General features: G+C 52.8%; 13 protein-coding genes. 5 read left to right on the forward strand and 8 right to left on the reverse strand.

Annotated features, from left to right (window positions below):
• Positions 1–26 precede the first annotated feature (26 nt).
• A complete protein-coding gene (gene trpS / locus BLP79_RS14280) occupies positions 27–1,055 on the reverse strand; it encodes a tryptophan--tRNA ligase (RefSeq protein WP_090220062.1) in 1,029 nt (342 codons plus the stop codon).
• A gap of 110 nt (positions 1,056–1,165) precedes the next feature.
• On the opposite strand from trpS, the gene BLP79_RS14285 reads away from it, so the two are divergent.
• A complete protein-coding gene (locus tag BLP79_RS14285; RefSeq protein WP_090220063.1) occupies positions 1,166–1,852 on the forward strand; it encodes a rhomboid family intramembrane serine protease in 687 nt (228 codons plus the stop codon).
• Positions 1,853–1,871: 19 nt separating this feature from the next.
• Here BLP79_RS14285 and murJ read toward each other — a convergent pair whose 3' ends face one another.
• Genes murJ through BLP79_RS14300 form a run of 3 tightly spaced genes read right to left on the reverse strand, consistent with a single transcriptional unit; the run spans position 1,872 to position 7,373 of the window.
• Positions 1,872–3,416, reverse strand: coding sequence for a murein biosynthesis integral membrane protein MurJ (gene murJ, locus BLP79_RS14290; RefSeq protein WP_090220066.1), 1,545 nt, complete (start codon positions 3,414–3,416; stop codon positions 1,872–1,874).
• Positions 3,413–6,241 carry a [protein-PII] uridylyltransferase gene (locus BLP79_RS14295; RefSeq protein WP_170830506.1) on the reverse strand — a complete coding sequence of 943 codons (2,829 nt, stop codon included), beginning with the start codon at positions 6,239–6,241 and terminating at the stop codon, positions 3,413–3,415. Before BLP79_RS14295 ends, murJ begins: the two co-directional genes overlap by 4 nt.
• Positions 6,201–7,373 (reverse strand): penicillin-binding protein activator, encoded by a 1,173-nt coding sequence (locus BLP79_RS14300; protein ID WP_090220068.1) that lies wholly within the window; start codon positions 7,371–7,373, stop codon positions 6,201–6,203. Before BLP79_RS14300 ends, BLP79_RS14295 begins: the two co-directional genes overlap by 41 nt.
• A gap of 86 nt (positions 7,374–7,459) precedes the next feature.
• Between BLP79_RS14300 and rsmI the strand changes: the two genes are divergently transcribed.
• From rsmI to gshB, 3 genes are all read left to right on the forward strand, one after another.
• Entirely contained in the window at positions 7,460–8,320 is an 861-nt protein-coding gene (gene rsmI / locus BLP79_RS14305) for a 16S rRNA (cytidine(1402)-2'-O)-methyltransferase (RefSeq protein ID WP_090220071.1), read from the forward strand.
• Positions 8,321–8,325: 5 nt separating this feature from the next.
• Entirely contained in the window at positions 8,326–8,700 is a 375-nt protein-coding gene (locus BLP79_RS14310) for a YraN family protein (RefSeq protein ID WP_090220167.1), read from the forward strand.
• A 75-nt stretch (positions 8,701–8,775) separates the two neighbouring features.
• Entirely contained in the window at positions 8,776–9,708 is a 933-nt protein-coding gene (gene gshB, locus BLP79_RS14315; RefSeq protein WP_090220072.1) for a glutathione synthase, read from the forward strand.
• A 65-nt stretch (positions 9,709–9,773) separates the two neighbouring features.
• On the opposite strand, the gene BLP79_RS14320 is transcribed toward gshB, so the two are convergent.
• The 4 genes from BLP79_RS14320 to cobU form a co-directional block, all read right to left on the reverse strand.
• Positions 9,774–11,279, reverse strand: a complete 1,506-nt coding sequence (locus BLP79_RS14320; protein WP_090220075.1) for a YifB family Mg chelatase-like AAA ATPase — start codon at positions 11,277–11,279, stop codon at positions 9,774–9,776.
• A gap of 91 nt (positions 11,280–11,370) precedes the next feature.
• Positions 11,371–12,045 (reverse strand): glutathione S-transferase, encoded by a 675-nt coding sequence (locus BLP79_RS14325; RefSeq protein ID WP_332835869.1) that lies wholly within the window; start codon positions 12,043–12,045, stop codon positions 11,371–11,373.
• A gap of 88 nt (positions 12,046–12,133) precedes the next feature.
• A complete protein-coding gene (locus tag BLP79_RS14330; protein WP_090220078.1) occupies positions 12,134–12,718 on the reverse strand; it encodes a histidine phosphatase family protein in 585 nt (194 codons plus the stop codon).
• The gene (gene cobU, locus BLP79_RS14335; RefSeq protein ID WP_408607957.1) at positions 12,715–13,221 is read right to left on the reverse strand and encodes a bifunctional adenosylcobinamide kinase/adenosylcobinamide-phosphate guanylyltransferase; all 507 of its coding nucleotides are present in this window, start codon (positions 13,219–13,221) and stop codon (positions 12,715–12,717) included. Before cobU ends, BLP79_RS14330 begins: the two co-directional genes overlap by 4 nt.
• 202 nt (positions 13,222–13,423) lie before the next feature.
• Here cobU and BLP79_RS14340 point away from each other — a divergent pair, with 202 nt between their 5' ends.
• Positions 13,424–14,302 carry an RNA polymerase factor sigma-32 gene (locus tag BLP79_RS14340; protein ID WP_090220082.1) on the forward strand — a complete coding sequence of 293 codons (879 nt, stop codon included), beginning with the start codon at positions 13,424–13,426 and terminating at the stop codon, positions 14,300–14,302.
• The last annotated feature ends 44 nt before the right edge of the window (positions 14,303–14,346 follow it).

The raw sequence follows: 14,346 nt of genomic DNA on the forward strand, positions 1-14,346 counted from the left end.
GCTGACAAATTGAGGCGCTGGATTGATTACCTTTCAACCGGTGGTACCATGCCAACGATGTCGTAGGTTTTGCGCAAGATCGGGGCTGTGATGGCACGGGCGCGCTCTGCGCCTCTGGTCAGGATTTTATCGATTTCGTCCTGATTTTCCATCAGGCGGGACATTTCCGTCGTGATGGGAGACATTTTGTCTACCGCCAGATCTGCGAGCATTGGTTTGAATTCGGAAAACTGCTTGCCTCCAACATCCGCCAGCACTTGGTCTACGGACTGGCCATTTAATGCGGCATAGATGTTGATCAGATTGCGTGCTTCTGGGCGTTCTTCAAGCCCTTTGGCTTCGGAAGGGAGCGCATCTGGATCAGTTTTAGCTTTGCGAATTTTTTTAGCTATGGTGTCTGCGTCATCCGTCAGATTGATGCGACTTGCGTCTGACACATCTGATTTTGACATCTTCTTTGACCCGTCACGCAGTGACATAACACGGGTGCCTGCTCCTTCGATCACGGGCTCTGGGATCGGGAAAAAATCGACATCATAGTCGTGGTTGAATTTCGTGGCGATATCGCGCGCCAATTCAAGATGTTGCTTTTGATCTTCTCCGACGGGCACATGGGTGGCGTGATAGGTTAGAATATCTGCGGCCATCAAAGCGGGGTAGGCGAACAGACCAAGAGATGCGTTTTGAGCATTCTTGCCTGCCTTGTCTTTCCATTGTGTCATGCGCTGCATCCAGCCCATACGGGCGACACAGTTAAAAACCCAAGCCAATTGTGCATGTTCTGGCACTTGGCTTTGATTGATCAGGATCGACTTTTCCGGATCCAGGCCGGCCGCAATAAAGCCTGCGCACAGTTCGCGGGTGGATTTTTGCAGATCTTTTGGATCTTGCCAGACGGTGATCGCGTGCAGGTCTACCATGCAGTAAATGCTTTCCACATCTTTGGCCTGCCAGTCGACGAACCGCTTCAATGCGCCTAGGTAATTGCCCAGGTGCAGGTTGCCCGAAGGCTGGATGCCCGAAAAGACGCGGGGGGTGAAGCTGGTCTCGCTCATGCTTTTTGATCTCCCGTCTGGATAAATGCACCCCAGTCGCTTACCCATGGCGTACCACCGCGTCAACCATGGTGCGGTTGTTCTAAAGGCCAGAGTAAGGAACCACAGGCATGAAGACCAGCGAACCGCAGTCACCATTCAATTCATTGCCGCCCGTTGTGGTGGCCCTTGCGCTTGTTTTGCTTGGGATCGAATGTGTTTTAAGCTTGGGGGCACGCGGGATTGTCGGTGGACCAGAGGCCGTTGGCTGGCGTTTGGCAGCGCTCCAGAGCTATAGCTTTAGTCCTGACATCTTTTGGTGGATGCTGGAAACCAGCCAATACCCCAGCGAGCATATCATGCGATTTGTGTCTTATGCTTTCATACATGGTAATTTTACCCAAGCGTTGTTTGTCTGCGTGTTCCTTCTGGCTTTGGGTAAAATGGTTGCCGAGGTTTTTGGAGAGGTCAGAATGCTGATTATCTTCATTCTTTCTGCGATTTCGGGCGCCGTGGTGTTTGGTCTGGTGATTGGTGGGCCGACACCGTTGATCGGAGGTTTTCCAGCGGTTTATGGGTTGATCGGGGCGTATACATTTATTCTTTGGGCATCTCTTGGCCAGTTGGGCGAGCAACAGAGCCGCGCCTTTTCGTTGATTGCATTTTTGATGGGTGTTCAACTGCTGTTTGGTCTGATTTTTGGAGGCCAGCCAGATTGGGTGGCTGACCTGAGCGGCTTTGCTGCAGGGTTTGGACTGTCTTTCCTTTTGGCACCTGGCGGTTGGGCAAAAATCCGGGCGCGTATTCGGCGAGAGTGAGCCGCGCAGGTTCTTTGCCTCATGCTGAACGGCGAACTGCTGATCTTAGTTCTTTTAGATTGAGCGCCCCAATCACGAGGGCTGCGACGAAATAGACCAGCGCGCCCAAAAGGACGAGCAAGAGTAAAGCCATATAGCGCCAGCTGTCGGAAAAGAACCAAGGTTCAAATAATGTGAATGCGCCTGAAACCACAATGCCCATCATCGCAGATGCGGCGGTTATTCTTACGCCGCGTGTGATAAACCGCTGATCAAATCGTGCGACTTCGCCAAATTTTAAAGACCCGATCCAGAGCAGAACGACCATGCTCCAACCCGCTGCACTTGCGGCGACAGCGGGCGATATCCAGCCGAGTGTTGGCTTCAGGCCCAAAGCAAGTGCCGCGTTGATCACCATCGCAACGACAGCATAATGGAATGGGCTGCGAGTATCTTCGCGTGCGAAATATAAAGGTTGTAACACTTTTTGCAAAACAAAGGCGGGCAAGCCTACGCCATAGATCGCAACGGCCAACGCTATTGCTTGGGCATCAGCCGTTGTTGTTGCTCCTCTTTCATAAAGCACCGAAACCAGCGGCAATGGAATTGCGATAAAGGCAGCGGTGGAGGGGAGTGTGAAGAGAAGAGAGAACTCTCCTGCTCTTGAAAAAGCATCACGCGCGCCTGAAGTATCCCCCGCGCGTAGACGTCTGGACAAATCAGGTAACAGTACAATGCCGATGGCGATACCGATGACACCAAGTGGAAGCTGATACAGACGGTCCGCGACAAAAAGCCAGCTTACTGCGCCCTCTAGGTCAGAAGCGACCAGTTGTCCGACAACTAGGTTAATCTGGGTGACACCCATCGCGAGAGCCGCGGGCAGCGCGACCCGCAGGAGATTACCCATCTCTTTGCTAGGGCGGGGCAGGCGAGGCCTCAGCGAAATACCAGCACGCTCTGTTGCGATCCAGACCAGTGCAAGCTGAGCAATACCTGCGACAGGTATCGTCCAGATGAGCCAATCGATGATGGCCCCGCCAAGAAATTCGCCCAAGAGCATGGCTGTACAGGTGAAAATGTTAAGAAGGACTGGTGCCGCTGCGGCGGCAGCAAAGCGGCCTGTGGCGTTTAAGATACCGGAAAACAATGCAGCCAGGGACATGCATAAAATATAGGGAAAGGCAATTTTGCCGTAGCCCACCGCCATGTCAAAACGGGCGTCACCTGCAAATCCATTGGCGGTGAGCCAGACCAATCCCGGCATAAAGATCATGCCAAGGGCGACAAGAACCAGTACAACCGCTGCCAACCAGTTAAAGGCATCCTGCGCAAACTCTTCTGCGTTGTCGTCACTTTCCAACCGCTTAGAAAACATTGGCACAAAGGCTGCATTAAATGCGCCTTCGGCAAAAAAACGGCGAAACATATTGGGCAGCCGAAACGCGGCTACAAACGCATCCATAAGCGGACCAGGTCCGATATAGGCCGTGATGAGAATTTCGCGCAAAAAGCCTAATATACGGCTCGCAAGTGTCCAGAAACCGACAGTCATAAAGCCGGAAAGCAGTCGAATTGGCTTCATGTTTGTGCCCGTTTCACACCGGCGCTGATGGCTTCCCGCAATCTTTTCTCTAGGCTTTTCTGCTTGGAGTCTGAGTAATATTTTAGACCAAACATGTCTTTCACATAAAATGTATCTACGACCTGCTCACCATAGGTAGCGATCACAGCATTGGCGACATAGACGTTCAATTCTGTCAATGTACGTGCCAGATCATATAAAAGGCCGGGCCGGTCACGTGTATCTACTTCGATAATCGTGTAGATTTCAGAGCCATCATTGTCAAACGTGATATGGGTTGGAACAGAGAAAGCGCGTTCACGCTTTTTGATTTTGTCCCGTGATTTTAGTGCATCTCTCGCGATGACTTCTCCCTTTAGAGTTTTGTTGATCATCTGTTTTAGACGGGGCAACCGAGAGACTTCAAATGGGCTGCCTTCGGTATCCTGAATCCAGAATGCATCTGTGACATAGCCATCTTTTGTTGTGTAAGATCGCGCATCAACCACATTCGCACCGACAAGAGCCAAGGCCCCTGCAACACGTGCAAAGATGCCGGGGTGGTCTGGCATGGCGAAACAGGCTCGTGTTGCGTCGCGCTCTTCATCCGGGTGTAAACGGATCAGGACGGTTGCTTCGTCATCACATCCGTCCAATTCGCGTAGCATATCTGCAAAATCTGCATGCGCGGAGACATGTAAGCCCTGCCAATAAGGAGGGTAGTGCCGTGCCGTTTCGCGTTTCAGGTCAGACTTGGACCAGTCCGGCAATGCGGCGCGCAGGTTCTTTTTCGCTTCAGCACCGCGATGTTCACGATTCAAGGCTTCCATGCCGTTTTCTAAGGCTGCCCGTGTCTGCGCATATAGATTGCGTAGCAGCGTGGCTTTCCAATTGTTCCATGTGTCTGGCCCGACGCCACGGATGTCGCACACTGTCAAAAGCAACAGCAAATCTAGCCGTTTTACGGTTTGAACAGCTTTTGCAAAATCCCGCACCGTGCGCGGGTCTGAGATGTCGCGCTTTTGCGCCATATCGGACATCAACAAGTGGTAGCGCACCAACCATTCAACCGTCTCAGATTCAGATTTATTCAACCCGAGACGCGGTGCAACTTTCCGTGCAATTTGCGCCCCCAGTATGGAATGATCCTGTTCACGCCCCTTGCCGATGTCGTGCAGCAGCATGGCAACCATCAAAACCTTACGGTTTAACCCATTGCGCAAGATTTCAGAGGATAGCGGAAGTTCATCCTCTAATTCACCACGTTCGATATGGTCAAAGTTCGAAATTACCTGAATCGTGTGTTCGTCAACCGTGTAGGAATGATACATGTTGAACTGCATCATTGCGACGATTGGTTCAAATTCCGGAACGAAGGCCGACAGAACACCAAGTTCATTCATACGTCTGAGCGCGCGTTCGGGGTTGCCGTGTTTGATCAGGAGATCAAGAAAAATACGCTGTGCTTCCGGAGTTTTGCGCATTTTGTCATCTATCAGATGCAGGTTGGCTGTAACCAAGCGCATGGCATCTGCGTGAATGAGCATACCCGTGCGCAGGGCTTCTTCAAAGATCCGCAACAGGTTGAGTTTGTCAGTGAAAAAGGTATCGGGATCGCTGATTTGCAACCGGTTGTGATCTACCGAAAAGGCTGGTTTAACCCGTGGTTTTCGGTGAAAAATACGCTTTAGCAGCGGGGCATTCTTTTGCTGACTTTCTTCCAATTTGGTGAGTAGGATGCGTGTCACATCGCCAACGCGCGTTGCATGGCGGAAGTAGTCCTGCATGAACAATTCCACGCCGCGCCGACCTCTGGTATTTTTATAGCCCAAGCGGTTGGCGACTTCGACTTGTAAATCAAAATTCAGTTGTTCGGTTGCGCGCCCTGCAACCAAATGCAAATGTCCTCGAACCGCCCACAGGAAATTCTCGGCTTTTGCAAAAAATTCAAATTCTTCAGGCTGAAAAAGACCAAGGTCTACCAGTTCAGCGACATCGCTGACACGGTACAGGTATTTTGCTATCCAAAACAGAGATTGTAGATCACGCAAGCCGCCTTTGCCTTCTTTGACATTCGGCTCAACCATATAGCGCTGGCCTTGCTTTTTATGGCGCGCCTCACGTTCGCTGAGCTTTGCCTCTACAAAATCACGAGCATTCTGACTAAAGAGTTCTGCATCAAGGCGTTGTTCAAGCTCTGTCGCAAGGGCACGGTCCCCCCCCAGAAAACGATGTTCCAGCATTGCGGTGCAGATCGTATAGTCTTCGGCTCCCAGTCTCAGACAGTCTTTTATCGTGCGGCTCGAATGGCCCACTTTTAGGCGCAAGTCCCATAGGATGTAGAGCATTGATTCAATGACACTCTCCGCCCATGCAGTGATCTTGTAGGGTGTCAGAAACAATAGATCGACGTCTGAAAATGGTGCCATCTCACCACGACCATAGCCGCCAACAGCAAGCACAGCGATACGCTCTCCGCTGGTTGGGTTCGGGTTGGGGTGAAGGATATCTTTGGCTGTGAAAAGCGCTATTTCCAAGAGCCCATCCGTCAAAAAGCTATACGAGCGAGTGAGCGCGCGTGCATCCCATGGATGTGCCTCAAACGCGGCGGCGATAGCGGCACGCCCTTCTTTGTTTGCGGCTCGCAACAACGAGACGACTTCGCTGCGCAAGGCTGTACCATCGTTGCCCTGGGCGTTGGTTTGGACATCCGCTTTGAGGCGTTCCACATCAATAATCAATTCAGGCGCCAGCAAAAGCGACGCCTGAAGAGAGTTTTCGGATTTAGAAGTCTGAACCAGTGGATCAGAAGCCTGCGCCGGCGAAACTTTGGGGAGCTGGGTCAATGATTACGACTTTCTTGTCTTGGATAGTGGCGACAGCGAGGCCGCGGTCGTTTGTTCCATCAGGGCGCAAACGGAAAACACCACCAGTGCCTTGGAAACCTGCACCTTGGGTTAATGCGGCGCCGGTTAATGCTTCAGAGTTGCCTGCAGCAACCAATGCACCAATAGCAGCGATGCCGTCAAATGCGAGACCCGCGATAGGCAAGGGCGGCGTGCCATAGGTCGCAGTGTAGCGTTCACGGAAGACTTGTGCCTTTTGCGGGTCAGGGATCGCAAACCATCCGCCTTGGACACCAGGCAGTTGAAGCGTTTGTTGCGGAATATCCCAGCGCGTCAGGCCGATATACTGGTAGTTTTCAGAACGAACACCTGCCTCTGGCAAAAGCTGGGTCAGCAAGGGCAATGCGCCCGCGGTCGTTGCAGTCATAAACAATGCGTCAGCGCCGCGCTGTGCGGCAGTATCGCGGATGACAGGGATCGAATTGATTACACCCTGTTGGGAGAGCTGATAACTGACAGAACCAGCAACCGTCGCATTGGATTGGCTTGCGGCGCGGTTGATAGCATCACGTCCTGCCTGACCTGCTGGATCGTCTCCACTCACGACGAGGAGATCTGATTTGCCCTGGCTTGCCGCATATCGGGCTAGTCTGCGCGCAGTGTTGTCGAAGGTCGGACCTAGAATATAGACGTTCCCACCCGCGATAGCAGTGTTGTTGGAAAAGGCCAAAACGTTCACGCCGCGTTGGGCTGCGGCCAAGCCAGCAGCATTCGCAGCCTCTGCATAAACAGGCCCCAATATGATGCGCGCACCTTCATTTACGGCGCGGGTCGCAGCGTTTGCCGCCGTTGTCGGATTGGCCGCGGTGTCATAGATACGCAGGTCGATTTTAACGCCGTTCAGGTCTGCAATCGCCATACGGGCTGCGTTTTCAAGGTTGCGTGCAATCACACCATCGCTTTGATTTGCTGACCCGCGTGGCACCAAAAGTGCGACAGGAACAGGTTTGGATGTATTGATTGTTGGACCAGTTGAGAGCGAGACTGGCTCACAAGCAACGAGGGCAAACGAAGAAATTGCCACTGCTGCTGCACATGCGGCCTTGCGGGCGTTTCTGAAAACGGCAAACATAATAAACTTGATGCTCCATGATCCGGCAGGGGCGCCGTGTTGGGTTCAGAGCCGGATAATAAACGACCGACAAGGCGGGTCCAGAGTTGAATCACCAGAACATCCGTTTGCAGCCGGGTTTATATTTTGTTGCAACACCTATCGGAACTGCACGCGACATTACATTGCGTGCGCTTGATATTCTTGCCTCCTGCGATCTGATTGCAGCAGAGGATACGCGGTCTTTGCGTAAATTGTTGGAAATACACGGTGTTCCATTAGCGGGGCGCCAGGTGGTTGCCTATCATGACCACAGCGGCAGTGGTGCGCGCAATCGCCTGATTGACGCGATCAATAGCAGGCAATCTGTTGCCTATGCATCAGAGGCGGGTATGCCGCTTATCGCTGATCCCGGATATGATTTGAGCCGTGCGGCCGCAGAGGCGGGGCATTTGGTGACCGCAGCGCCAGGCGCATCAGCTGCAATTACAGCGCTAACATTGGCAGGGCTTCCGACGGATGCGTTTTTCTTTGCGGGTTTCTTGCCAAATGCGACGGGCGCACGGCGCAAGCGGTTGGAAGAATTGCGCGAGGTGCCGGGCACATTGGCATTTTACGAATCGCCTAAAAGGGTGCTTGCATCGATCAAAGACATGCAAACCGTGCTTGGCGACCGTCCTGCAGCTTTGTGTCGCGAATTGACCAAAAAGTTTGAAGAAGTTCGGCGTTTATCGCTGTCTGAGCTGGTTGAGAGTCTAGAAGAGAAACCGGTGAAGGGCGAAATCGTTGTTTTGGTAGATCGCGCGCGGGCCCCAACCGTAAGTACCAGTGATTTAGAAAGTGATTTGCGGGCGGCCCTGAAAGATAGCTCGGTCAAGGATGCAGCTGATATCGTGTCAAAACTGTACGGGTTACCACGGCGCAAAATTTATCAGATGGCGTTGAACATGGCCAAAGCTGAGGATTGAACATGATGTCGTCATCGCGACAACACAGCGGGAAGGCAGCCCATCTGGCGGGAGATGCGGCTGAACAGGCCGTGCAGCGGGCTTATGAGGCGCAAGGATATGAAGCTGTTGCGCAGCGATGGCGCTGTGAGGCTGGAGAGATTGATCTCATCCTGCGCCTGAACGCACAATATGTGTTTGTTGAAGTTAAACACAGTCGCTCATTTGCCAAGGCTGCAGAACGTTTGAGCGCGCAGCAGATAGCGCGTATTTACACCAGCGCTGAGGTTTTCTTGGCTGAGACCCCTCAGGGTGCATTGACCGAAACACGCTTTGATGTGGCGCTTGTGGATGGTCAGGGTCAGATCAAAATACTGGAAAACGCAATTGGGTTGGAGTGAGCCCATTGAATGTAAGAGTGTGCTGGGCCACATAGGCTTGCAGACAGCCTGGCAGCACGACAAAGGACCGACGCCATGAAAATAGCCTTTCAGATGGACCCAATTCTGGGCGTTGACATTAATGCCGATAGCAGCTTTCGCCTTGCCGAAGAGGCGCAGGCGCGCGGGCATGAGCTGTTTTATTACGCTCCAGATCAATTGGCCTACCAAGAAGGGCGCATTACGGCGCGCGGCCACGATATGAAAGTACAGCGCGTTGCGGATGCACCGGCAGTGCTTGGAGCTGAGCGGGAAGTTGATCTCGCTGATTTTGATGTGGTCTGGCTGCGTCAGGATCCACCGTTTGATATGCACTATATCACTTCAACCCATTTGCTGGATCGTCTTAAAGGACAGGCGCTGGTGGTGAATGACCCGTTTTGGGTGCGCAACTATCCTGAAAAACTGCTTGTGCTCGATTTCCCAGAGCTTACCCCACCGACAACGATCGCGCGGGATCTTGAAACAATCAAAGCGTTCAAGGAGAAGCACGGCGATATCATTCTAAAGCCGCTTTATGGCAATGGGGGCGCTGGCGTGTTCCGCTTAGATGCAAATGATCGCAATCTGACTTCGCTACATGAGCTGTTTACCGGCTTTAGCCGTGAGCCGCTGATCGTACAAAAATTTCTGCCCGATGTCAGCAATGGGGATAAGCGGGTTATCTTGGTCGACGGAGAAGCCGTTGGAGCCATCAACCGCGTCCCTGCCAAAGGCGAGACACGTTCAAATATGCATGTCGGTGGACGCCCCGAGAAAATTGGTTTGACCGAACGTGACCTTGAGATCTGTGCCGCCATCGGACCTTTGTTGCGCGAAAAGGGGCAGGTCTTTGTTGGGATCGATGTGATCGGCGATTATCTGACCGAGATCAACGTAACCTCACCTACAGGTATTCAAGAGCTTGAACGCTTTGATGGGGTGAACATTGCCGAAAAAATCTGGCAAGCGATTGAAGCCAAATTGTAATTGAGACGCGCAAGAGGCGGATCTGTCTAAGATTGCGCCTCTTGCGGAGAGAGAAGGCGCGGAATTCAGCTGGGAGCCAGCCGAAAGCTGAGCGCCTCTGCAATATGTGTGCGTGTTACGTCGTCGCTTTGGGCGAGATCTGCAATTGTACGCGCAAGCCGCAATACCCGATGGTATCCGCGTGCTGATAGGCCAAAACGTTCAGCAGCCTGTTTTAATAGAGCGCGTCCATCTGGACCCGGGGCTGCAACCTGCTCTAAAATTTCGCCTTCAGCATCGGCATTTTGTGCGCATTCTGAGAGATCCGCATAGCGCGCCGCTTGTATATCGCGGGCGATGGCGACACGGGCTGCGACCTCGGCTGATCCTTCGGCACTGGGCGGCAGATCGAGGTCGGTAAATGAAACGGGCGGTACATCTACGCGCAGATCAAAACGATCCATCAGCGGGCCGGAAATGCGGCCCAGGTAATCTGCACCGCATTTGGGAACACGGGCACAGGCGCGGGCAGGGTCGCTCAGATATCCGCATTTGCACGGGTTTGCTGCAGCCAACAGCATAAAACGGCAAGGGTATTTGATATGGGCATTCGCACGGGCGACCATGACCTCTCCGGTTTCCATCGGCTGGCGCAGGGTTTCCAAAACGGCGCGGCTGAACTCAGGCAATTCGTCCAGAAACAGAACGCCATTGTGTGCAAGACTGATTTCACCGGGCTGCGCTTTGCGCCCGCCGCCGACGATTGCAGCCATCGAGGCTGTGTGGTGCGGTTCGCGGTACGGGCGGTCGCGGTGAATGCCGCCCTCTTGGAGCAAGCCGCAGAGCGATTGAATCATGGAGGTGTCTAGCGCTTCACTTGGGCTGAGTGGTGGAAGAATGGAAGACATGCGCGCTGCAAGCATCGATTTGCCAGACCCGGGCGTGCCAATCATCAGCATATGATGGCGACCGGCGGCGGCGATTTCCATCGCGCGTTTGGCGCGCTCTTGCCCTTTGACATCGCGCAGGTCTTTTGTCGTCTTTGGGGTCACGATATTTCCGGGTTTGGCAAGCTGTAGCGGCATTTGCCCGGTGAAATGACGCACAACATCCAAAAGCGTGGCAGCGCCAATGACGGTGGCGGCCTCAACCCATGCAGCCTCAGCGCTGGACGGCTTGGGACAAAGGAGCTGTTTTTCGCAGTCAACGGCGGTCATCGCTGCAGGCAGTGCACCCGGAACTGGGGTAAGTTGACCGTCAAGCGACAATTCCCCCAGTGCCATCGTGTCTTCGGACGCTTCGGGGGGGATGATTTGCAAAGCGGTGAGCAAGGCAAGCGCTATAGGCAAGTCAAAGTGGCTGCCTTCCTTGGGCAGATCAGCCGGTGCCATATTGATGGTAATGCGCCGCGCAGGCAGGGCGATAGACATTGCGGAAAACGCAGAGCGCACACGTTCACGGGCTTCGCTGACGGCCTTATCTGGCAAGCCGACGATATTAAATGCAGGCAGGCCCGGCGCGACAGAGCATTGCACCTCAACCGGGCGGGCTTCCACGCCTTGAAAAGCGACCGTATGGCTGCGAGTCATCACGATGGCAGGGCCTCCTGTTTTTCAAAGAGCCTTTGCCATCATGGTTTCCGAAACATTAACGACACCATTAAGGTGACATTAAATCTTTAGTTCAAATCCAATCCCGGTGGGGCAATGACAAATCATACGGCATCGGATCATAGGTCTCTTCTAAAGCATCACGACGCCAGGCTTTGACTGCGGGTTCAGATAAGAGCGCTTTGCAATAGGCCGAGGCCTCTGCAGAGACGGGCAGATCATATCCAATAATACGTGCCGCAACAGGCGTATAGAAAACATCGGCCAAAGAATAAGCACCAAAAAGCCACGGCCCATCAACGGCCTTCACCGACTTTGCATGGGACCAGAGTGTTTCAATACGGTTGAGATCCGCTCTCACGGCATCAGAGGGGTTAAAACCCTGCCAGATATGGCGCAACTGCATGGGACAATCTTCGCGCAGATGTGCAAACCCACCAACCATTTCAGCACAAAGCCATCGTGCAGTTGCGCGTGCGGTTGGATCTTGTGGCCAGAGCTGCGCATCGGGGTGGCGCTCCGCGAGTGTCTCTGCAATTGCTAGACTTTCACCGACAACCAAGCCTTCTTCTGTTTTTAGCGTTGGCACCAGTCGAGCAGGGGCAAGAGGTTTGAGATCTTCCGCCATGGTCCCGGAATAGAGCCCAACCATATGCACTTTGTGTGGGAGATTGAATTGTTCCAGCATAAGCCAGCCTCTCAAAGACCAGCTAGAGAACAAACGGTTGCCGATATACAAATCATACATGATAAAGACCTTAGGATGTCTGGAAGTCGCTCATGTATGGTATCGCGAAGTAATTCATTTCAAAAATGAATATATGTCGATTTTGTTATCACAAAATTTGATTTATTCTACTCGAAGACCAGACACCATCGTAATGTGAAAGAGTGCTGACTGATAGATTGTCAATCTTTTGCTCAAATGCGCGTGGTGTGGACCATGCACATGCCCGCTGAACTTGGGTGAGGATCTGCCCAAAATGTCCGACGACAACGATTTTTTGCCCCGCATATTGATCTAACAGCCTGTCAAATGCGGCATCAACACGTTCGCGCAGGTCGTTCCAGCTTTCGCCGTCGGGCGGTGCGATGTCACCTGGTGTTTCCCAGAAGGCACGGATATGATCCGGGCTTTCTGCGTCAATTTCAACCCAAGTCCGCAATTCCCACGCTCCAAAGTGGATTTCGCGTAACTTTTTGTCATGCCTGAGCCGTGTTCGCGTGCCTTGCAGTGCATCAGCAGTAGCGATCGCACGGGTTAGATCAGAGCTGATCAGCAGCGCATCTTTAGGCAACGCCGCTGATATCCGTTTCAACATCGCTGTATCGCTGAGATCGGCCGGAAGATCAGACCAGCCCACCATTGATTTTGCATGGGTTGGGCCGTGGCGGATCAGAAAAAATTCTGTTTTGCTCATGACGGGCTCTTTAATGTTATAGGGAATCCTGCGGCCACTAGTTCTACCCGGTTTGCGCGTGCTGCTAATGCGATATTCAAACGCCCTTGCGCTTCGCGAAAACGTCTTGCCAGCGCATTCTCTGGAACAATACCCATACCGGTTTCATTGCTCACGATGACGAGCTCAGCGGCGCATTGATCAATCGCTGTGAAAAGCTGTACCTGTGCGGTTTCAAGATCGTGTTCGGCCAGAAGATGATTGGTAAGCCAAAGGGTAGCGCAGTCCATGAGACAGATTTCATCTTGCGACAATTTTGACAGAACCTTGTGAGCCTGCATCGGTTCTTCATGAGTGCGCCAACCGTCCCCGCGCTGGGCGATATGACGATCGACTTTTTCGCGCATTTCCTGATCATAGATCTGGGACGTGGCCCAATAAACGCGATCCTTGCCTGAACGGTGGCAAATCTGTTCCGCGTAGGCGGATTTCCCCGAGGCTGCGCCGCCCAGAATGAGTGTCACTGAACCCTGCATGTATCTGCCTCGCCAATCCAAAAGACACCACAGGGCTATAGGGCCAGCACGGTTAAGACAAGTTATCTCAGCCTGTTTGTCTACGTAGAGTGGTGTGTGCTGTATTGGCGGAGTTGTTTTGGTGACTGTCTTCAGTGATCCAAATCCGTTTGCAGATCGTACTAAGTTTATCTGTCTATGGAGGAGAAGCATGGCCCAATACGACTCCCTCGCGAATCCGTTGCCCAAAACAGCGATGAAAGCAGAGCTTTTAGACGCTGAAACCGAACTGAAACTTGCTTATGCATGGCGAGACCATCGTGATGAACAAGCGCTGCATAGATTGATCATGGCTTATATGCGGCTTGCCATATCGATGGCCGGAAAATTTAAACGTTACGGCGCCCCGATGAATGATTTGATTCAAGAGGCAGGGCTGGGGCTTATGAAGGCTGCTGATAAGTTTGATCCGGACCGTGGCGTGCGCTTTTCCACCTATGCGGTCTGGTGGATCAAAGCCTCTATTCAGGAATATGTCATGCGCAATTGGTCCATGGTTCGCACAGGATCCACCGCGTCGCAGAAGTCGTTGTTCTTCAATATGCGCCGTGTGCAAGCTCAGTTGGAGCGTGAAGCACAGGTGGAGGGTGTGGCGCTAGACAAACATCAATTGCTTCAAAAAATTTCCACCGAGGTCGGGGTTCCATTGCGGGATGTTGAGTTGATGGATGGCCGGTTGTCGGGTTCGGATTTTTCTTTGAACGCGATCCAATCCAGTGACGACGACGGACGTGAATGGATTGATGCGCTGGAAGATGAATGCGCGCAGGCAGAGGAGATTGTACAGGACACGATGGACCGGTCTTGCTTGCGTCGCTGGCTTGCTGGCGCAATGAATGATCTGAGTGAACGTGAGCAATTGATCGTGCGGGCGCGTAAACTGGAAGAACGTCCGCGAACCCTGGAAAGCCTAGGTCAAGAACTTGGCTTGTCCAAGGAACGTGTACGGCAATTGGAGGCTGCAGCCTTTCAAAAGATGCGTAAATCACTGGATTCCCATGCCCATGAGGTTCGTGCATTGCTGCAATGATTATCCTGTAACAAGGGGGTAGATCCACTTAATAGGCGTTCCCC

Origin of the sequence: Epibacterium ulvae, from assembly GCF_900102795.1 — a bacterium.
Taxonomy (GTDB): domain Bacteria; phylum Pseudomonadota; class Alphaproteobacteria; order Rhodobacterales; family Rhodobacteraceae; genus Epibacterium; species Epibacterium ulvae.